The 19,745-nt window shown below is 64.4% G+C and carries 16 protein-coding genes; 3 read left to right on the top strand and 13 right to left on the bottom strand.

The annotated features are described in order from the left end of the window. The first annotated feature begins 214 nt into the window (after positions 1–214). Entirely contained in the window at positions 215–1,402 is a 1,188-nt protein-coding gene (locus QZT63_RS06295; protein ID WP_290649526.1) for an acetyl-CoA C-acyltransferase, read from the top strand. A 160-nt stretch (positions 1,403–1,562) separates the two neighbouring features. Here the strand turns inward: QZT63_RS06295 and QZT63_RS06300 are convergent, their stop codons facing one another. The 13 genes from QZT63_RS06300 to QZT63_RS06360 form a co-directional block, all read right to left on the bottom strand. Continuing rightward, positions 1,563–2,369 carry a crotonase/enoyl-CoA hydratase family protein gene (locus tag QZT63_RS06300; RefSeq protein WP_290649528.1) on the bottom strand — a complete coding sequence of 269 codons (807 nt, stop codon included), beginning with the start codon at positions 2,367–2,369 and terminating at the stop codon, positions 1,563–1,565. Next, entirely contained in the window at positions 2,366–3,268 is a 903-nt protein-coding gene (gene mmsB, locus QZT63_RS06305; RefSeq protein WP_290649530.1) for a 3-hydroxyisobutyrate dehydrogenase, read from the bottom strand. The genes QZT63_RS06300 and mmsB overlap by 4 nt, the downstream gene beginning before the upstream one ends. A gap of 68 nt (positions 3,269–3,336) precedes the next feature. After that, complete coding sequence (locus QZT63_RS06310; protein ID WP_290649532.1) at positions 3,337–4,461, bottom strand: enoyl-CoA hydratase/isomerase family protein; 1,125 nt, start codon at positions 4,459–4,461, stop codon at positions 3,337–3,339. Continuing rightward, positions 4,461–5,237 (bottom strand): enoyl-CoA hydratase, encoded by a 777-nt coding sequence (locus QZT63_RS06315; RefSeq protein WP_290649534.1) that lies wholly within the window; start codon positions 5,235–5,237, stop codon positions 4,461–4,463. The genes QZT63_RS06310 and QZT63_RS06315 overlap by 1 nt, the downstream gene beginning before the upstream one ends. A 51-nt stretch (positions 5,238–5,288) precedes the next feature. Next, positions 5,289–6,449, bottom strand: coding sequence for an acyl-CoA dehydrogenase family protein (locus QZT63_RS06320; protein WP_290649536.1), 1,161 nt, complete (start codon positions 6,447–6,449; stop codon positions 5,289–5,291). A gap of 55 nt (positions 6,450–6,504) precedes the next feature. After that, on the bottom strand, positions 6,505–8,022 hold the full coding sequence (locus QZT63_RS06325) for a CoA-acylating methylmalonate-semialdehyde dehydrogenase (RefSeq protein WP_290649538.1): 1,518 nt from the start codon (positions 8,020–8,022) through the stop codon (positions 6,505–6,507). Positions 8,023–8,086: 64 nt separating this feature from the next. Then, a complete protein-coding gene (locus tag QZT63_RS06330) occupies positions 8,087–9,331 on the bottom strand; it encodes an AMP-binding protein (protein ID WP_290649540.1) in 1,245 nt (414 codons plus the stop codon). 41 nt (positions 9,332–9,372) lie between these two features. Next, positions 9,373–10,200 carry an ABC transporter ATP-binding protein gene (locus QZT63_RS06335; protein WP_290649542.1) on the bottom strand — a complete coding sequence of 276 codons (828 nt, stop codon included), beginning with the start codon at positions 10,198–10,200 and terminating at the stop codon, positions 9,373–9,375. A 63-nt stretch (positions 10,201–10,263) separates the two neighbouring features. Next, positions 10,264–11,586, bottom strand: a complete 1,323-nt coding sequence (locus tag QZT63_RS06340) for an ABC transporter substrate-binding protein (protein WP_290649544.1) — start codon at positions 11,584–11,586, stop codon at positions 10,264–10,266. A 108-nt stretch (positions 11,587–11,694) separates the two neighbouring features. After that, positions 11,695–12,753, bottom strand: a complete 1,059-nt coding sequence (locus QZT63_RS06345; RefSeq protein WP_290649546.1) for a branched-chain amino acid ABC transporter permease — start codon at positions 12,751–12,753, stop codon at positions 11,695–11,697. Between the two features lie 4 nt (positions 12,754–12,757). Next, on the bottom strand, positions 12,758–13,654 hold the full coding sequence (locus QZT63_RS06350) for a branched-chain amino acid ABC transporter permease (RefSeq protein ID WP_290649548.1): 897 nt from the start codon (positions 13,652–13,654) through the stop codon (positions 12,758–12,760). A 2-nt stretch (positions 13,655–13,656) separates the two neighbouring features. Continuing rightward, on the bottom strand, positions 13,657–14,478 hold the full coding sequence (locus QZT63_RS06355; RefSeq protein WP_290649550.1) for an ABC transporter ATP-binding protein: 822 nt from the start codon (positions 14,476–14,478) through the stop codon (positions 13,657–13,659). A 5-nt stretch (positions 14,479–14,483) separates the two neighbouring features. Continuing rightward, positions 14,484–16,439, bottom strand: coding sequence for an AMP-binding protein (locus QZT63_RS06360; protein ID WP_290649552.1), 1,956 nt, complete (start codon positions 16,437–16,439; stop codon positions 14,484–14,486). A gap of 579 nt (positions 16,440–17,018) precedes the next feature. On the opposite strand from QZT63_RS06360, the gene QZT63_RS06365 reads away from it, so the two are divergent. Then, positions 17,019–18,224 (top strand): acyl-CoA dehydrogenase family protein, encoded by a 1,206-nt coding sequence (locus QZT63_RS06365; RefSeq protein WP_290649553.1) that lies wholly within the window; start codon positions 17,019–17,021, stop codon positions 18,222–18,224. 12 nt (positions 18,225–18,236) lie between these two features. Further along, complete coding sequence (locus QZT63_RS06370; RefSeq protein WP_290649554.1) at positions 18,237–19,256, top strand: phosphotransferase; 1,020 nt, start codon at positions 18,237–18,239, stop codon at positions 19,254–19,256. Positions 19,257–19,745 lie beyond the last annotated feature (489 nt).

Raw genomic sequence — 19,745 nt, forward strand, 5'->3', positions numbered from 1 at the left:
ACCAGGAGGAGCGCCCTGGCCGGTCCGTGTCTCTCCAGGGGCACGGTGCGGGGCGCATCCTGTGATGACCGGCTGGCTGCGGCCAGATGGGATGCTGTCGCGTGAACAGCGGCGCATCGGCCGCTTGACTGTGCGCAAAGGACTCGAGCCGCGCCCCACGACCAGCCGCAACACGCAAACACCGGGCAGCCAGCCCGCCACCAGGAGAACTGGAATGCAGGACGATCCGATTGTTATTGTCGGTAGCGCACGCACCCCCATGGGGGGGCTGATGGGCGATCTCTCCGGCGTGGCCGCCACCGAGCTGGGCAGCCGCAGCATCGCCGCGGCCCTGGAACGCGCCGGCGTGCCTTTCGATGCCGTGGACGAGGTGTTCATGGGCAACGTCCTCCCTGCCGGCCTCGGCCAGGCCCCCGCCCGGCAGGCCGCGCTCGGTGCCGGACTGCCCCAGTCCGTCCCCTGCACCACCGTCAGCAAGGTTTGCGGCTCTGGCATGCGCGCGACCATGTTCGCCCACGACGTGCTTGCCCTTGGCCGCGGCCGCGTCACCGTCGCCGGCGGCATGGAAAACATGTCCCGCGCACCGTACCTGCTCGACAAGGCCCGCGGCGGCTACCGGCTCGGTCACGGCAAAATCACCGACCACATGTTCTTCGACGGCCTGGAGGACGCCTATGAGAAAGGCGAGCTGATGGGCCGCTTCGCTGAGCGCTGCGTCAGGCATTTCGGCTTCAGCCGCGAGGGCCAGGATGACTACGCCGAGGCCTCCCTGCGACGCGCACGCAAGGCCTCCGAGGATGGCACCTTCGAGGCCGAGATCACGCCGATTACCATCAAGGAGCGCCGCGGCGAGCGCTCCATCAGCCGCGACGAGCAGCCCTGGAATGCCGCCCCGGAAAAACTGCGCACGCTGAAGCCGGCCTTCGACCCCCAAGGCACTGTGACCGCGGCGAACGCCAGCTCCATCTCCGACGGCGCCGCGGCGCTGGTGCTCATGCCACGCAGCGAAGCCGACAGGCGCGGCCTGGCACCGCTGGCCGTCATACGCGGCCAGGCCAGCCACGCGCGCGAGCCGCAGTGGTTTACCACCGCGCCCGTGGGGGCGATTAGCCAGTTGCTGGAACACGTGGGCTGGTCGGCCCATGAGGTGGATCTCTACGAGATCAACGAGGCCTTCGCCGTGGTGGTCATGGCCGCCATGAAGGAACTGAGCCTCTCCCACGACGCGGTGAACGTCCACGGCGGCGCCTGCGCCCTGGGCCATCCGATCGGCGCCTCCGGCGCGCGCATCATCGTCACGCTGTTGAACGCGCTGCAACAACATGGGTTGAAAAAAGGCGTGGCATCGCTGTGCATCGGCGGCGGCGAAGCGACCGCCGTCGCCGTGGAGCGGCTGATCTGAGCCGGACATCCTGGCGGCGCGCGAGCGGGTCGCTCTCACCGGGGGCAGCGGGACACCGGCTCGGGTCCGGGCGTCAGGTGCACCCGCCGAAGGCGTCATGCACCTGCCACTTCCGGTGGCGCTGGGGTCGATCGCCGGCACGTCGATGTCCATCGCTGCCTCACAGATCGCCGAAGTCCCCATGGCGGCCATGGCCGCGGGCGAATCGCGCGGCTCCGGCGACCCCTTCCCCGCGCAGGGCACACAGGCCACGCTCGTATTCGCCACGCAACGCCTCACCCACCGGCTGCCCGTGCTGCGCGTAGACGGACGCCCGGTCCATGCGCAAGCACAACTGTGGGAAACGGGTGAGTTCCCGGGCCAGGGTTTCGGCCGCGGCGCGCGCCTGACCATCCGGGACGACACGGTTGCACAGCCCCATGGCGTACGCCTCGTCGGCCTCGACGGTGCGCCCGGTGAGAATGAGGTCCAGGGCGCGGCCAAGCCCGACAATCTGCGGCAGCCGAACAGTGCCTCCGTCGATGAGCGGGACACCCCAGCGCCGGCAATAGACCCCAAAACGGGCGCTGGCTTCCATCACCCGAAGATCACACCACAGCGCCAGTTCCATGCCACCGGCCACCGCATACCCGGAGACGGCGGCGATCACCGGCTTACTCAGGCCCAGCCGCGATGGCCCCATGGGGCCCGGCAAACCGGTGATTGTATCCGTGTCGCCGGGCGGCTCCAGCTCACTGAGATAGCCCCCCAGGGCACCGGTGGACACGGCCTTGAGGTCCGCCCCGGCACAGAAGGTGCCGTTGTCGCCGAACAACACGGCGACACTGGCCGCGTCGTCCGCCTCGAAATCCAGGAATGCACGGTACAACGCCCGTGCGGTCTCCGGATCAACGGCGTTGCGGCTGTGGCGCCGATCCAGGATCACCGTGGTGACCCCGTCACGTGTTTCGCAGCGCACTGTGCTCATTGCGACGGACGTCCACCGTGTTGCAGGAACTCGATGACGCTGGAAAAATCCTTATGACCATTGCCCGCGGCGTCATGCAGCGTGTAGATCGTGCGCGCGAGTGCCCCTAGCGGTGTTGCCTTGCCGTCCTTGAGCGCGGCCTCCATGGCGAGGCCCAGATCCTTAAGCATGAGCGCCGTGCCGAAGCCACCGGTATACCCCCTGGACGCCGGGGTGCCATCCATGGCGTCAGGATGCGGATTGTAGCCGTTCAGCACCCAGTTGCCACCGGAACTCTGCTGCATGATCTCGGAAAGGGCTTTCGGATCCAGGCCCTCGGCGATGCCGAGGTTGATCGCCTCGGAGGTGCCGATCATGCTGATGGCGAGCAGCATGTTGTTGCACATCTTCGCCACCTGCCCGGCACCGGCAGGGCCGGCATGGAAAACCGCCCGCCCCATCATGTCGAGAATGGGCCGTGCCTGTTCCACCGGCCCGGTCTCGCCGCCAACCATGAAGATGAGCTTCCCCGCCTCGGCCCCGGCGACGCCACCGGAGACCGGGGCATCGATCATGGGGCAACCGGCCTTGTCCGCCTCAGCGGCGACGGCACGGGTGGTATCCGCATCGATGGTGCTGGAGTCCACCAGCAACGTTCCCTTGGCGACCGATGCCAGCAGCCCACCGCTGCCCTGGTAGAGATCACGCACATGCTTGCCCGCGGGCAGCATGGAAATCACCACCTCAACCCCGCTTGCCGCTTCCCCGGCACTGGCACAGCCTTTCGCTCCTGCGCCAGTGAGCCGCGCCACAGCCTCCGCCGAAAGATCGAACCCTTGCACGGTATGGCCGCCCTTGACCAGATTAGCGGCCATGGGGCCGCCCATGTTGCCCAGTCCGATAAAACCGATCGTCGCCATGGGATATTCTCTCCTCCGGGCCGTTTTATTGAGGGGGGCCTCCGGCCGACCGGCGCCCTGCCTTTGTGTTAGAGATCCGCCAGCGGGTGGGTATGGTAATCCGCCGGCAGCGTGAAATGCGCGTCGACGACCGCCTCGGAGACCTCCGCCAGTGACGGCACCGACCAGGACGGATTCCGGTCCTTGTCGATGAGCAGCGCCCGGGCACCCTCACGGAAATCCGGGCCGCGCGATGCCTGCACGGCGATCCGCAGCTCGCGCTGAAAACACGCCGCAAGCGACAGGTGCCTGCCGCCCCGATACTGTCTGTCGAAGACGGCCTGGGAGACGGGACAGCCGCGCTTGAGGCCCTCAGCCGCAGACTTGAGCCATTCCTCGGTCTGCGCGCCGCGGTTGATGGCCTCGATGACGGCCGCGGGCGTGGCATGGTCGGTGAGCGCCTGGATCCGGGCAAAGCGGTCCATGAGTGGCGTCCCGCCGGTGGCGTCCTTATCGCGCCAGATTCCGCCCAGCACCTGACTGGCGGTCTCGTGGCGCTCCCGCGCCATGCGACCCCAGCTGGCGGCGGCGAGCGCGTCGACGACGCGCTCGCGCTGGTCTGACTGGATGACGTAGTTGCCAAGCCCCACGGCAAAGATGTCCGTGGCGAAAATATGCTCACCGGTCAGGCCCAGGTAATAGCCCAGGCGCCCTGGCATGCGGTTGAGGAAGAACGTACCGCCGACGTCCGGGAACAGGCCGAGGGCCATTTCGGGCATGGCAAGCCGCGAGCGCTCGGTCACGATCCCGTGACTGGCCCCGGCCAGCAGACCGACGCCGCCTCCCATGATGATGCCTTCCCCCCAACAGACAATGGGCTTTGGAAAGGTATGCAGGGTGTAATCCAACCGGTACTCCGAGGTGAAGAACTGCTCGGCCACCGGGCAGGGGTCGCCCACCGCGCGCTGGCGCATATCGTCGTAGAGGCCCACCACATCGCCGCCAGCGCAGAATGCTTTGCCGCCGGTGCCCTCCAGGAACACCGCCGCCACCGTGTCATCGCCTGCCCATTCCTCCAGGGCCGGCTGCAGCCGATCGATCATGGCCTGGCTCAGGGCATTCAGGGCCCTCTCGGCATTCAGCCGCACCCGCATCAGGCGCTGGCCGTCGCCCGTCGGTACAGCTTCAATGACAACAGGCGCATCGGCCGCCATCAGCGATTCCTCCACTGCGGCTCACGCTTCTCCACAAAGGCGGCCATGCCCTCCTTTTGATCCTCGGTGGCGAACACGGAATGGAACACGCGCCGCTCGAAGCGCACCCCTTCGGAGAGCGTGGTCTCGTAGCTGCGGTTGACGGCTTCCTTCGCCATGCTAACCGCGACCCGCGAGAGCCCGGCGATCCGCTCGGCCGTCTTCATGGCCTCGTCCAGCAGCTGGTCGGCCGGAACCACGCGGCTGACCAGCCCGGAGCGCTCGGCCTCGTCGGCATCCATCATACGACCGGTGAGACACATTTCCATGGCCTTGGATTTACCCACGAAACGGGTCAGACGCTGCGTCCCACCCGCGCCTGGAATGGCCCCGATCTTGATCTCCGGCTGGCCGAACTTCGCCGTGTCCGCGGCAAGGATGAAATCGCACATCATGGCCAGCTCGCAGCCACCGCCCAGGGCGTAGCCACTGACGGCGGCGATAACGGGCTTGCGGCAGCGCGTCACGTCTTCCCAGCTCGCGGTAATAAAATCCTCGGTGTAGACATCGGCAAAGCTCTTGCTTTGCATCTCGCTGATGTCAGCACCGGCGGCGAAAGCCTTGTCGCTGCCGGTAATGACCATCACGGCCACATCGTTGTCCGCCTCGTAGGCCGCCAGCGCCTCGCCCAGCTCCCGCATCAGGGTACTGTTCAGGGCATTGAGGACCTTGGGCCGGTTGAGGGTCAGTAGGCCAACGGCACCGCGTTTCTCAGCACGAATGGTTTCAAAAGCCATGATGTCCCCAGTCTCGGTTAGTAAATGGTGCTGCCGAGGCCACCCGCCGCCTCAGGCGAGAAGGTTCTCGCTGCCCGGCGCCAGCAGGCGCCGGGCGATGATCACGCGCATGATTTCGTTGGTCCCTTCGAGTATCTGATGCACGCGCACGTCGCGGACATGGCGCTCCAAGGGGTATTCCCGAATGTAGCCGTAACCGCCGTGGATCTGCAGCGCCTCGTTGCAGATGCGAAAGCCGAGGTCGGTGGCCAGGCGCTTGGCCATGGCACAATACGTGCTGGCCTCCGGATGCTTGGCATCCAGGCGCGCAGCGCCCAGACGCACCATCTGCCGGGCGGCCACCAGCTCCGTGGCCATGTCCGCCAGCTTGAACTGCACGCCCTGGAATTCGCTAATGACCCGGCCGAACTGCTTGCGCTCGCGGGCGTAACGCAGGGATGCGTCCAGGGCGGCGGCGGCCGTGCCCACGGAGCAGGTGGCAACATTGAGCCGCCCGCCGTCGAGGCCGCGCATGGCGATCTTGAAGCCCTCGCCCTCCGCGCCCAGGCGGTTGGCAGCCGGCACGTAGACGTCCTCAAAGGTAATGCCACGGGTGGGCTGGCTGTTCCAGCCCATCTTGCCTTCCTTACGCCCGTAGGTAATACCGTCCGAATCGGCCGGCACGGCGAAGGCGGTCACCCCGGAGGGGCCACTGCCCCCGGTGCGCGCCATGACCACCAGCAGGTCGGTCTCGCCGGCGCCGGAGATAAACGCCTTGCTGCCGTTGAGGCGGTAACCATCGCCATCGCGCGCCGCCTTGGTCCGCAGGGAGGCGGCATCGGAACCGGCCCCCGGCTCGGTCAAGCAGTAGGAGGCGAGCATGTCGCCGCTAGTAAGCTGCGGGCACCAGCTCTCGCGTACCGCCCCCGTGCCAAAGGTCGCGACCATCCAGGTCGCCATGTTGTGGATGGTGATGTAGGCCGTGGTGGACGTACAGCCGCCGGCCAGCGCCTCGAAGATAATGGTGGCGTCGAGCCGCGAGAGTCCGAGGCCACCGACGTCTTCCGGGCAGTAGACACCACAGAAGCCCAGTTCCCCGGCCAGCCGCAGGGTCTCCACCGGGAAAACGCACTGCTCGTCCCACCGTGCCGCATTGGGCGCGAGTTCGCGATGGGCGAACTCGCGCGCGGTCTCCTGGAATGCGAGCTGGTCGTCGTTGAGTTCGAAATCCATGCGACCTCCCGCTCGAACGACGGGGCAGCAGTGGGCGACCGCCGCCCCGACGGTGTCACCGCAAGTTGATGGTCATGTTTGGCCCGGTCGGCAGATCGGATTCCGGCCAGCGGCTGATCACCGTGCGCGTCTCGGTATAAAATCGGATGGCCTGCTTGCCGTAGGCGTGCAGATCACCGAAAAACGAGTGCTTGCCACCGGTGAACGAAAAGAACGGTGCCGGCACGGGGATGGGCAGGTTCACGCCCACCTGGCCGACCTCGGTCTCGTGCTGGTACTTGCGCGCCGCCGCGCCGGAGCGGGTAAAGATGGAGGTGCCGTTGCCGTATGGGTTGGCATTGACCAGCTCAATGGCCTCCTCGAGGGTGTCCACGTGCATGCACAACAGGGCCGGGCCGAAGATCTCTTCCTTGTAGACCGTCATGTCAGTGGTGACCTCGTCGATCAGGGTCGGCCCCACCCAGTTGCCATGCGGGTAGCCATCAACGGTGCAGCCACGGCCGTCCAGCAGGAGCTTTGCGCCTTCCGCCTCGGCGGTACCGATGAGCCGCTCCACGCGTTCCTTGGCCGCGGGGCTGATCAGCGGGCCGAAGGCGGCGTCCGGGTCACTGGACGGTCCGGGGCGGATGCTGCTCACCGCCTCGCGGATTCCATCCATCCAGCCGCGGGTCTCCTCGCCCACGAACACCGCCGTGGAGATGGCCATACAGCGCTGGCCGGCCGCGCCGCAGGAGGCCCCCACAAGCTGGTTGATCACCTGCTCCTTGTTGGCATCGGGCATGACCACCATGTGGTTCTTGGCCCCGCCCATGGCCTGCACGCGCTTGAGGTTATGCGTCCCCGTCCGGTAGACGTGGGTCGCCACCGGCACGGAGCCGACAAAGGAGATCGCCTTGGTGGCCGGGTGCTCGAGAATATGATCCACCTGCTCCTTGCGACCATGCACCACCTGCAGCGTTCCTGCAGGGAAGCCCGCCTCATGAAAGAGTTCCGCCAGGCGGGTCGGGGTCAAGGGGTCCTGCTCCGAGGGCTTGAGCACAAAGGTGTTGCCGCAGGTCACCGCCAGAGGGTACATCCACAGCGGGATCATGGCCGGGAAGTTGAAGGGCGTGATCCCGGCGCACACCCCAATGGGATGGACCATGCTGTGGGTATCCACGCTGTTGGCGACGTTCTCCGTCGTCTCGCCCATCATGAGCGTGGGCATGCTGCAGCCGTGCTCCACCACCTCGATGCCGCGCCAGACATCGCCCTTGGCATCGGCCATGGTCTTGCCCGTCTCCCGCGCAAGGATCTCGGCAAGCTCATCGTGGTGCTGCTTGAGCAGGGCCTGGTAGCGCATGAGGCACCGCGTGCGCTCCTGTACCGGGACATGGCGCCAAGTCTTGAACGCCTCCTCCGCGGCCGCAAACGCCTTGTCCATTTCTGCCTTGGTGGTTACCGGCGCGCGGCCGATGACCTCCTGGGTCGCGGGGTTGGTCACGTCGATCCACTCCCCCGTGGTGCTCTGCACGAACTCGCCATTAATCAGCAACGGCACGCTCTGCGCTGCTGAGTCGCGTACTGTACTCATAGTCTCTCCTCGCACCCTGCCTCTGCAGGGATTGGCTGCTGACAGTCAGCGACAGCGGTGAGGCTCAGTCGAACGAGCGCTCGTCCGCGATCACCTTGCCGTCGTTGGGCAGCTCGCCGGCGCCCTTGATCTGCACTTGGCCGCGCATCTTGGTGACGGCCTGCAATGTCTCCGCCACTTGCCCGGCAAACGCGGAATCCGAAATTGTAGACTCTACCTGCAGGCTCATGGCGTCCTTCTCATTGTCCCGGGTCACGACCAACCGCGCCCGGCTGATCTCCGGGTGCCGGGCCATGATGGTGTTGATTTGCTCAGGGGTGACGAACATGCCTTTGACCTTGGTGGTCTGGTTGGCGCGCCCCATCCAGCCCTTGATGCGCGGCGCCGTCCGCCCGCAGGGGCTGGGACCAGGCAGGAACGCAGTCAGATCGCCTGTGGCAAACCGGATGACGGGGAACGCACCGGCGCGCAGCACAGTGACCACCATCTCGCCCACCTCGCCTGCGGCGACGGGATCACCGCTACCGGGGCGAACCACCTCGAGGAGTACGTCCTCGTCGGCGATCAGCCCGTCCAGCGATTCGGATTCAAAGGCCACCAACCCCAGTTCGGCGGTGGCGAACGCCTGCAGCACTCGCACGCCGCGTCCACTCATCTCCTGCCGCAGAGCGCCGCTGAGTGGCTCGCCGCCCACAAGCGCGCGGTCGATGGAGGATACATCACGCCCGAGCTCTGTGCCCTTGTCCAGCAATGCCTTGAGAAACGATGGGGTGCCGCCATAGACTTGCGGCCGCAGCCGTTCGATGGCCTCCACCTGCACATCGGTATTACCGATGCCTGCCGGAAAGACCGGACAACCCACCGCGCGGGCCCCACTGTCCATCATCATGCCCGCCGGGGTCAGGTGGTAGGAGAAAGTGTTGTGCACGAGTTGTCCAGGGCGCAGCCCGGCTGCCCAGAATGCACGACCGAAACGCCAGTAATCGCCCTTGGTCTCGGCGGCCTCGAAAATGGGCCCCGGCGACTGGAAGACATGGGCGAGTTCGCTCATGGGGGCCGCCTCCATCCCTCCGAACGGCGGATCTTCGGCCTGGCGTCCGGGGATGTCCGCCTTGCGTGTCAGGGGCACCCGCGCCATGTCGGCAAGGCTCTGGATGGACTGCGGTTCCACATCCGCAAGCGCCTGCCCCCAGTAGCGGGAGCGCTCGCGCGCGTGTTTCAGCACCTCGCGGACCGTGCTCAGCTGTTCGGCGAGCCGTTCATCCACGGGGCGTGCCTCGCGCGCGTCATAATACGGATGCTCATTCAAAGGCTCCAACTCCTTATGCATGCCATTGGCCGCCTGCGCGCTTAGGCAAGCCAGCGCTTCCGGCGGCGGTAGTGCTTGACGTTGCGGAAGCTCTTGCGGGCCTCCCCGGACCCCACACCCAAATAGAACTCCTTGACGTCGGCATTCTCTTTGAGATCGGTGCCGGTGCCGTAGAGGACCACACGCCCGTTCTCCAGGATGTAGCCGAAGTCGGCGTGCTTCAGTGCAACGTTCGTGTTCTGTTCCGCGACCAGGAAGGTCACTTTCTCATCTTTGCGCAGGCGCGAGACGATGTGAAAGATCTCCTCCACCAACTGTGGCGCGAGCCCCATGGAGGGTTCGTCGAGCAGGATCATGCGCGGCTTGGCCATCAGCGCCCGCCCCAGCGCCAGCATCTGCTGCTCGCCGCCGGAGGTGTAACCGGCCGTGGATTTGCGCCGCTCCTTCAGGCGCGGAAAGTATTCATAGACGCGCTCGATTTCGGACAGCGCCTCGGCCCCGCTGATCTTGCGGCTGTAGGACCCCACCATGAGATTCTCTTCGACGCTCAGGTGCTCGAAAACCCGCCGGCCCTCCATGACGTGAGACAGGCCACGCTCCACACGGGCCGGCGCGGGCATGTGGCTGATGTCCTCGCCGTCGTAGGTGAGCGAGCCGCGGGTGATCTCACCCCGCTCCCCGGTCAGCAAACCGGAGATGCACTTGAGCGTTGTGCTCTTGCCGGCACCGTTACCGCCGAGCAACGCCACAATATCGCCTTCCCTCACGTGCAGGGACACGCCCTTGAGCACCAGAACCACGTGGTTGTACACCACCTCGACGTTCTGCATATCCAGGAGCGGTGCCGCCTCGCCGGTTTGCTCCGCCATTGACTTGCCTCCCGTGTCGCCCGCCGCCGGGCGCGATACGCGCCCGGCGGCACCTTCAGGGCTTCAGTCGCACTCCCGCACCTCGATGCCTTCGCTCTCGGCGAAGCTCTCGGCGGACTCCCGATACATCGGGAAGACCCGCTCCAGGTCAGGCTCCATGAAGTCGGTCAGGGCGTTCCAGCTCTCACCATCCCACTGCTGGATCTGGGCCAGACCACCGCCCTCGTGATCCTCGCAGGTGACGTTGATTGGTGGCATCAGCCCGGCCATGCCAAGCTCTTCCGTGCGCTCCTCATCGACGGTCAGCTGATTCCAGGCCCATTTGGTCTCCTCGCGGCCCATCACCTCGCCTTCGCCGAACTCTTCCTGCGCTTGGCGCCAGGCTTCCACGATGTAGGCGGCGTTAATCAAGCCGCGGTTGTAGGCGATGTTGCCGATCTGGTCACCGCCACCCGCCGCGTTTCCGGCATCGAAGACGTGCTCTTGCAGCTCGTCATAGATCGGGTAGTCACGCCCGGGACCGTGGAAGGTCACCGCCTTGTAGCCCACGGCAGCACTGCCTGCCGGCCGCACGGCATCATCCTGGGCGGCATAGATGCCGCCAATGATCCGTTCACGGTCGATACCCATCGACGCGGCGGTGCGGATTGCCGTGGGGTTCATGACGCCCCAGCCGTACAACGACACCCAGTCCGGCTGCATACGCCGGATCTGCGTCCAGACCGAACGCTGCTCCACGCCGGGGGGCGAGATGGCCATTTCCTCAAGGGTGAAGCCGTACTCTTCGGCGTAGCCGCGGAACAGAGCCAGGGGCTCACGGCCGTAAGCGGAGTCGTGGTAGGCGTGTACGAGGGTCTTCCCCTCCAGGTTCTCCCAACCGCCTTCCTGGTCGGCGATGTACTGCATTGTCACGGTGGAGCTGGACCAATAGGTGGTGGGCACCATGAACACCCAGTCCATCACGCGGCCATCCGCCGCGTCCGCACGGCCATACCCCATGGAATGGACGACGATGTTGTCCCGACGGGCGCGGGGGATCAGCGCATAGGTAATCCCCGTGGACAGCGGCGCAACCACAGTGGCACCGTTGCCACGGCCCTTGAGCCGCTCATAGCACTCCACGCCGCGGTCGTTTGAATAGGCCGTCTCGCACTCCTCGAGCCGGATTTGTACGCCGTTGATCCCACCGGTGGCGTTGATCAGGCTGGCGTAATCGGCAAAGCCGTCGGCAAAACCGACACCGCTGGGGGCAAAAGGACCGGTGCGATACACCAGACTTGGCAGATACTGTTCATCGGCCTGCGCCTGGGCAGCGAACAGGCCGGTCATGCCGATGATCAGCCCCATACCCACCGCGCCGAGCTTTCGGGTTATCGAAAATGTCATTGCTCTCTCCTCCATGCGGGTTTCGGGACCCGCCTTGTGCTCCGGATACCACGGCAATCGGACCGTGGTCACACCCTAAAAACCGCTCCGGGCCGGGCCTCCCCCGAATCAGTACGGGAAGGGCCACAACCGCAACTTCTGCTTTGCGATGCTCCATAAGCGGGCAAGCCCGTGGGGCTCGACGATCAGGAAGAAGATGATCAGCGAACCGAAGATGAAGATCTCGATGTAACTGATCATCGCCGTACCCAACGGCAGTCCAAGGGCGCCGGGTATGACGTTCAGCAGGATCGGCACGATGACCACGAACGCTGCACCCAGGAAACTGCCCAGAATGGAACCGAGACCGCCGATGATGACCATGAACAGGACATCAAAGGACGTGTAGATGTCGAACGCCTCGGCCTCCAGCTGCCCCAGGTACAGATAGGCCCACAGGACACCGGCGATGCCAACGAAAAAGGAGCTCACGGCGAAGGCCTTGAGCTTGGTGATCATCGGCCGGATGCCGATGATCTCCGCGGCCACGTCCATGTCCCGTATGGCCATCCATTTTCGCCCAGTGGCACTGCGTACCAGGTTCTTGGCGACGAGCGCCATGACGATCAGCACGGCCAGTGCGAACAGGTAACGGTCCACCGGGGTGTCGACGCGCCAGCCCAGGATCTCGATGGTCTGCGCCGAGATCACGCCCGTGGGGCTGTAGCCAACGAACCAGGGCCGCTGCAACAGCCAGATCAGGAAGAACTGGGCTGCCAGCGTGGTCACCGCCAGGTAGAACCCCTTGATGCGCAGTGCCGGCAGACCGAAAAGAATCCCCGCCCCCGCGGCAATCAGCCCCGCGAGGATGAATGCCACCAGCGGCGGCATATCCGGGATGCGCGCCATCAGGTTCCAGGCGGCGAAGGCCCCGACTGCCATGAAACCACCGGTTCCGAGCGAGATCTGGCCGCAATAGCCCACGAGGATATTCAGCCCGATGGCCGCCAGGGAGTAGATCAAAAACGGCAACAGCAGCGCCTGGATGACGTAATTGGAGACGAAGAACGGGATCGCCACCGCAATAAGGATTGCCAGGATGACAAAGTAGAGGTCCTGCTTGATCGGCAGAATGGCCTGGTCGGCGGCGTAGGTCGTCTTGAACTGTCCGGATTCGCGATACAGCATGCCGTTAGATCCTTTCGATGATCTTTTCGCCAAACATGCCCTCGGGGCGATACACCATGAACGCCATGGCAATCACATAGGCAAACCAGTTATCGATGCCGCCGCCGATGATGGGCCCGAGGTAGACCTCGGCGAGGGATTCGCCGGCGCCGATAATCAATCCGGCGATAATGGCCCCGTGAATCGACGTGAGCCCGCCCAGCAACAGCACTGGCAGCGCCTTGAAGGCCACATCGACCATCACGGGCTGGACACCGAGGTTGCCACCCCAGACCACACCCGCGACTACAGCCACGAACCCGGCGATGGACCAGACCACCACCCAAACCGTACTCAGGCGAATACCAACGGCCTGCGCCGCCTGGTGATCATCCGCCACGGCGCGCAGCACCCGCCCCATGCGCGTTCGCTGGGCAAAGAGCGCGAGCAGCAATACCAGGACCAGCGCAATGCCCCCGGCAACCAGATCGTAGCTCTGAAACAGCATATCGCCGACGAAGATCGGATCCTGCGGGATGCCGATATCCAGTGACCGGGAACGACTCCCCCAGATCATTTCGGCAAAGCCGATCAGGGCGAAGAAGATGCCGATCGTGGACATGAACATGATGATCGGCTCCTGGTTCACCAGGGGCCGCAGCACCACCCGCTCGATGATCCAGGCAACGCCAATCATCAACACGATCGTGAGGGGGATCGCGAGCCAGAACGGCACGCCGTAACGCTGATGCATGCCGGCGATGAACATTGCGGCAAACAGCACCATGGCGGCCTGTGCGAAGTTGAAAATACCGGAGGCCTTGAAAATCAGCACGAATCCGAGCGCCACCAGGGAATACATCATTCCCGCGAGGAGCCCACCGACCAGCACCTCCAGGAAAAACGATAATTCGATCGGCATGATCAGGCCCCCTCTTCCTCGCTTGTCCCCAGGTAGGCTTCGATCACGCGGGGGTTGGAACTCACCTCTTCCGGTGAGCCCTCGCCGATCTTCTCGCCATGATCGAGCACAACGATGTGGTCCGAGAGATCCATGACCACGGCCATATCGTGCTCAATCAAGCAGATGGTCATGCCGAACTCGTCGTTCACATCGAGGATGAAACGGGCCATGTCCTGTTTTTCCTCCAGGTTCATGCCCGCCATGGGCTCATCGAGGAGTAGCAACTCAGGCTCTGCCGCGAGTGCCCGACCCAGCTCCACGCGCTTTTGCAGGCCGTAGGGCAGCGTGCCGACCGGCGTCTTGCGGTGCTGCTGGATCTCCAGGAAGTCGATGATCCCCTCGCAAAACTTGCGGTGCTCCATCTCCTCGCGCTGCGCGCGCCCGAACCAGATGGCGTTTTCCAGTAACGTGGCCTTGGCCTTGAGGTGCCGCCCAGTCATGATGTTGTCGAGCGTACTCATACCCTTGAACAGGGCGATATTCTGAAAAGTCCGTGCAATCCCCTGCGTCGCCGCCTGGTACGGGCGCATGCGCTTGCGGGGGGCGCCCTTGTAGGCAATGGTGCCGCTGTTTGGATGGTAGAAGCCGTTGATGCAGTTGAGCATCGACGACTTCCCGGCACCGTTGGGTCCGATAATCGCGAAGATCTGTTGACGCCGGACCTCGAAACTCACCTCTCGAAGTGCCCGCACACCGCCAAAGGCGAGATCCACGTTCTCGACCTTCAGCAGGATCTCGCCCGCCTGGCGGTGACCGGGCTTCGGTTCTGGTTGGGCTGCCATGGGCCTTATCCTGCCTTGCTCATGTATTGGTAGGTGGTGGCGTCACTGATGCGCAGATCCGCCGCGAGCACCCCGGTGCTGCCGTCCTCATAAGTGACAGGCGCCTCCACGTGCACACGGTCGTCGCCCCGATATAAGGCCTCGATGAGATTCTGATAGCGCTCGTTGATAATGCGCCGGCGGACCTTGCGCGTGCGCGTGATTTCACCGTCGTCCGGGTCCAGCTCCTTGTGCAGGATGAGAAAGCGCGTGATCTGGATGGGGACCAACTCCGGATCGGAAGCCAGATCCCGATTCACCGCCTCGACTTCCTCGCGGATCAACGCATAGACCTCTGTGCGACCCGCCAGATCGACGTAGCCGGTGAACGAGATGTTCTCGCGTTCGGCCCAGTTGCTAAGCGCCTCGAAGTCGATATTGATGAACGCGGTCACGGAATCGCGCTCGTGCCCGAACGCCACCGCCTCCATAATGTGGGGGTGGAACTTGAGCTTGTTTTCCACAAACTTCGGGCTGAACATCGTGCCGTCGTTAAGGCGGCCAACATCCTTGGCGCGATCAATGATGCGCAGGTGACCATCCTGGGTGAACATGCCGGCATCACCGCTGTGCACCCAGCCGTCGGAGGTCTTGGTCTTCCGGGTCTCCTCGTCGTTCTTGTAGTAGCCCATGAAGACGCCCGGGCTGCGGTAGAGTACCTCCCCGTTCTCATCGAGCTGGATCTCCACGCCTTCCCCGGGCGGTCCAACCGTGTCGGCCCGGACATCGTCATCCTTTTGCAGACACAGGTACACGGAACACTCCGTCTGGCCGTAGAGTTGCTTGAGGTTGATGCCGATCGATCGGAAGAAATCGAAAATGTCCGGGCCAATGGCCTCGCCTGCAGTATAGGCGACGCGAATGCGCGAGAAACCCATGACGTTGCGCAGCGGCCCAAAGACCAAGGCATTCCCGATGGCGTAATTGATGCGGTCGGCGCTGGACACTGCCTTCCCCTCCAGGATGCGCACACCCACCCGGCGCGCCAACGCCAGGTAATAGTGGAACATCTTCTGCTTGACGCGGCTGGCATCCTCCATGCGTACCATGACGCTGGTGATCAGGTTCTCCCAGGTCCGCGGCGGGGCAAAGAAATACGTGGGCCCGATTTCGCGCAGATCCGACATCACGGTATCCGGGGATTCCGGACAGTTCAGGCAGAACCCGGCGAGGAATCCCTGGCAGTACGTTAGGAAGTGATCCCCCACCCATGCCATGGGCAGATAGGCCAGGGTTTCGTCCTTCTCGGTGAGGTGATCGAAGGCCACTGCATGCTGGGCCGACTTGAGCAGATTGTCGTAGCTGAGCATCACCCCTTTCGGGCGACCGGTGGTCCCGGAAGTATAGACGATCACCGACAGGTCCTCACCCTGGCCCTTCGCCGCCTCGGATTGGAAAAAGCCCTTGTTCGAGCGCGCGTACTCACGGCCACGTTCCTGGATCTGCTGCAACGAATACAGGAAGGGATAATCGTAGCCCTGCAGCCCGCGCGGGTCCTCGTAGATTACCGCCTCGAGCTTCGGCAGCCGGTCCTTCACGGACAGGACCTTGTCCACCTGCTCCTGGTCCTCGGCGACCACGAATCGCACATCCCCGTGGTCGAGCACGTACTGCATTTCCTCACCGGCCGAGTCTTGATAGACGGGCACCGGGACGGCACCCATGGCTTGGGGGGCAGCAAAGGCCCAGTACAGCTGTGGCCGGTTATTACCGATGATGGCGACCTTGTCGTCGCGCGCAACTCCAAGCGTCTTGAACCCACCGGCCAGGGCCTCGACCTCATCGAGCACCTCGCTCCAGGTCCAGGTCTGCCAGATACCCAAGTCCTTCTCGCGCATGGCGGGCCGGTTTGGCCGCGTTTGCGCGTTATGCATAAGGAGCTTGGGGAACGTATCGTTGCGGTTGCTATTGGTTGCCGCCATTACATCAGCTCCTCGCAGGCATCGACGGGATGCGGCCCACGGCCACGTGCGGGCTCGTGGGCCCGAGACTCACCGGACAACGTGAAAGGACAGTGGCTGGACAACGGATGGGCACGAATTCGCCCCCCGGGAGCGGGACCAACGGCCTCGAAGACGGCGTGCCGCATCGCGGACTCTCCTCCGGCTTTATGCAGGCCATTTTGATTATTGGCTGCACTTATAATGATTATTACGGGTTCAGGGTACGGACTCCGGCAACAAATGCAAGGCCTGCCGTGCCCTTGATGCAGCCGCATGGACACCGCGCTGCACCTGCGCACACCGCGACCTGGATCCGCCCGGGCGCGCAAACACCCCGGCGCCGCCGGTATCCCCGGATTCACACAGTCATGGTGGCAGGGTCCCAAGAGCGTGCGCGCGGACCCGAAGCGCACGTCGACAAGGCCGGGCCACTGCGCGCGCGGCCCGGGGCGCTGGTCGGGGATCTTGCTCCACGCACAGCGAACAGCCAGTTTATTCTATGGTATTCAGACAGGCACTGGTATTTGATGAACCGATTGCCCTGGAGGAGACCGCACCATGGATTTCCAGCATTCGCCGCGCGTGCAGGACCTGCAGCAGCGGCTCACCGCGTTCATGAACGAGCACGTCTACCCCAACGAGCACGCCTTCAATCAGCAGGTGAAGGAACAGCGCTGGAAGTCTCCGGCGGTTCTGGAAACGCTCAAGGCCAAGGCCCGGGAGCAGGGGCTCTGGAACCTGTTCATGCCGGACGCAAACTACGGCCCGGGGCTCGCCAACATCGAGTACGCGCCGCTGGCGGAGATCATGGGGCGGGTGTTCTGGGCCGCCGAGGTGTTCAACTGCAATGCCCCGGACACCGGGAATATGGAGGTGCTCCTCAAGTACGGCACCGAAGAGCAGCGGCAGCGCTGGCTCATCCCCCTGCTCGCCGGCGAGATCCGTTCTGCCTTCGCCATGACCGAACCCGCCGTGGCCTCGAGCGACGCCACCAACGTGGAGACCTCCATCCTGCGCGACGGCGACGACTACGTGATCAATGGGCGCAAGTGGTTCATTACCAACGCCATGCACGAACGCTGCGCGATCTTCATCGTCATGGGCAAGTCCGACCCGGACAACCCTAACCGCCACCTGCAGCAGACGCAGATCCTGGTGCCGCGTGACACCCCAGGGCTCTCCGTGGCACGACCGCTGAGCACGCTGGGCTACTACGAGGAGCCGGGCGGGCACGCGGAGGTCGTGTTCGATACTGTCCGGGTGCCAAAGGAGAACCTGCTGCTGGGTGAGGGCCGCGGTTTCGAGGTGGCCCAGGGCCGCCTGGGGCCGGGCCGTATTCACCACTGCATGCGCCTGATCGGCGCGGCGCAGCGGTCGCTGGAGTTCGCCTGCAAGCGGGTGGAGGGCCGGGAGGTGTTCGGCCGGAAGCTGAGCCAGCAGGGCTCGGTGCGGGAGGCCATCGCCGTAATGGCGTCAAAGGTGGAGATGTGCCGCCTGTTGACGCTGCGGGCCGCCGACAAGATGGACAGCGAGGGCACCAAGGAGGCGCGGGATCTGATTGCCATGGCCAAAATCATGGTTCCCCAGCTAACCTCGGAGGTTCTGGACATGGCCATCCAGATGCACGGCGCCGGCGGCCTGAGCGAGGATTACTTCATGGCGGAGGCGTTCAACTACGCCCGCTGGTGCCGCATGGCGGACGGGCCGGACCAGGTGCACATGATGTCCCTGGGCAAGCAGGTCATCCGCCAGTACAGCAACTAAGGAGGACGCGGCATGAACGATTCCGTCGACCAGCTGAACCTCAACCGCCTGCAGCCCTACCTGGCCGAGCGCATCCGCGGATTCGGTACGATCGAGGAATGCAGGAAGTTCTCCGGCGGCCAGTCCAACCCCGCCTTTTTGCTTACCACCGGCGGCGGCCGCTATGTCCTGCGGCGCAAGCCGCCTGGCGAGCTGTTGAAATCCGCCCATGCCGTGGACCGCGAGTACCGCGTCATGAAAGCCCTCGGCGACACCCCGGTACCGGTGCCGCGCATGCGCCTGCTGTGCGAGGACGAGGACGTAATCGGCTCCATGTTCTACGTCATGGAGTTCGTCGAGGGGCGCATCCACTGGAACGCGGCGCTGCCGGAGTGCAGCCCGGGGGAGCGCAGCGCCATCTACCACAACATGGTGGGCGTGTTGGCGGCGATTCACAACGTGGACGTGGAGGCGGTCGGGCTTGGCGATTTCGGTAAGCCGGGCAATTACTTCACGCGCCAGCTCAACCGCTGGAGCAAGCAGTACTACGCCTCGGAGACGGAGAAGAACCCGGCCATGGACGCACTCATCCAGTGGCTCGAAGCCAACATGCCGGAGGATGACGGCCGGGTGTCGCTGATCCACGGCGACTACCGCATCGACAACCTGATCATTCACCCGGAGACACCGGACATTCTGGCGGTGCTGGACTGGGAACTCTCAACCCTGGGCCACCCCTGGGGCGACATCGCCTACCAGTGCATGCAGCTGCGCCTGCCTCCGGATGCCGCCATCCCCGGCCTGGGAGAGCTGGACCGCCGAGAGCTGGGGATCCCTGCGGAGGACGAGTACGTCGCCGCCTACTGCCGGCTCACCGGCATCTACGAGATTCCAAACTGGAACTTCTATATCGTCTTCAACTACTTTCGCCTGGCGGCCATCCTCCAGGGCATCCGTAAACGGGCGCTGGACGGCAACGCCTCCAGCGAGAGAGCGTTCGAGTACGGCAACATGGCGCGGCCGCTCTCCGAGACCGCCGTGCAATTGATCTGAGCCACCCGAGGAGAGTCGATAACTACAGGGGTTGAGCTGCTCCGGTCCCGACGATCCAACCGCCGGTGCACCGGCCAATCATCGCCGCAGCGCTGTTCCGGGGACTGCTGCAAGCCGGCGTGAACTGCTCGGTCGTTGCGTTGCGGCTCGGCCACGAATCAGTTCCACCGGCCCAGGTCTAGTTGCACGCGCACTTGGCGCTCAAGGAGGCCGCACTGATGACGGCGCCTATGAGCAAGGCTCGCGCACACCATAGAAGACCCCATCAACCGGATCGACCAACTCTTGCCCTGGAATATGCAGGAGTTCCGGCCGGTCGACTGAGCAAGCCGAAGTACATCGTCAACGCGGTGGCCGGACGGGTACATACATCCTGAAGATTAGAAAGTAAATATTCACACTCTTTCACGCCACTATTCCGCAGCCCCAAAAGCGACACCTCCCTAGTCTAGGCCTCAGCAGTCAATCAGCCGACTCTGCTTGGCTGCC

It is taken from the genome of Aquisalimonas sp., assembly GCF_007120195.1.
GTDB lineage: Bacteria > Pseudomonadota > Gammaproteobacteria > Nitrococcales > Aquisalimonadaceae > Aquisalimonas.

What these genes read in the sequence shown, in the direction of transcription:
- QZT63_RS06295 (WP_290649526.1), top strand. Translation starts at nt 215, where the DNA reads ATGCAGGACGATCCGATTGTTATTGTCGGTAGCGCACGCACCCCCATG.
- QZT63_RS06300 (WP_290649528.1), bottom strand. Translation starts at nt 2,369, where the DNA reads ATGAGCACAGTGCGCTGCGAAACACGTGACGGGGTCACCACGGTGATC.
- mmsB (WP_290649530.1), bottom strand. Translation starts at nt 3,268, where the DNA reads ATGGCGACGATCGGTTTTATCGGACTGGGCAACATGGGCGGCCCCATG.
- QZT63_RS06310 (WP_290649532.1), bottom strand. Translation starts at nt 4,461, where the DNA reads ATGGCGGCCGATGCGCCTGTTGTCATTGAAGCTGTACCGACGGGCGAC.
- QZT63_RS06315 (WP_290649534.1), bottom strand. Translation starts at nt 5,237, where the DNA reads ATGGCTTTTGAAACCATTCGTGCTGAGAAACGCGGTGCCGTTGGCCTA.
- QZT63_RS06320 (WP_290649536.1), bottom strand. Translation starts at nt 6,449, where the DNA reads ATGGATTTCGAACTCAACGACGACCAGCTCGCATTCCAGGAGACCGCG.
- QZT63_RS06325 (WP_290649538.1), bottom strand. Translation starts at nt 8,022, where the DNA reads ATGAGTACAGTACGCGACTCAGCAGCGCAGAGCGTGCCGTTGCTGATT.
- QZT63_RS06335 (WP_290649542.1), bottom strand. Translation starts at nt 10,200, where the DNA reads ATGGCGGAGCAAACCGGCGAGGCGGCACCGCTCCTGGATATGCAGAAC.
- QZT63_RS06340 (WP_290649544.1), bottom strand. Translation starts at nt 11,586, where the DNA reads ATGACATTTTCGATAACCCGAAAGCTCGGCGCGGTGGGTATGGGGCTG.
- QZT63_RS06345 (WP_290649546.1), bottom strand. Translation starts at nt 12,753, where the DNA reads ATGCTGTATCGCGAATCCGGACAGTTCAAGACGACCTACGCCGCCGAC.
- QZT63_RS06350 (WP_290649548.1), bottom strand. Translation starts at nt 13,654, where the DNA reads ATGCCGATCGAATTATCGTTTTTCCTGGAGGTGCTGGTCGGTGGGCTC.
- QZT63_RS06355 (WP_290649550.1), bottom strand. Translation starts at nt 14,478, where the DNA reads ATGGCAGCCCAACCAGAACCGAAGCCCGGTCACCGCCAGGCGGGCGAG.
- QZT63_RS06360 (WP_290649552.1), bottom strand. Translation starts at nt 16,439, where the DNA reads ATGGCGGCAACCAATAGCAACCGCAACGATACGTTCCCCAAGCTCCTT.
- QZT63_RS06365 (WP_290649553.1), top strand. Translation starts at nt 17,019, where the DNA reads ATGGATTTCCAGCATTCGCCGCGCGTGCAGGACCTGCAGCAGCGGCTC.
- QZT63_RS06370 (WP_290649554.1), top strand. Translation starts at nt 18,237, where the DNA reads ATGAACGATTCCGTCGACCAGCTGAACCTCAACCGCCTGCAGCCCTAC.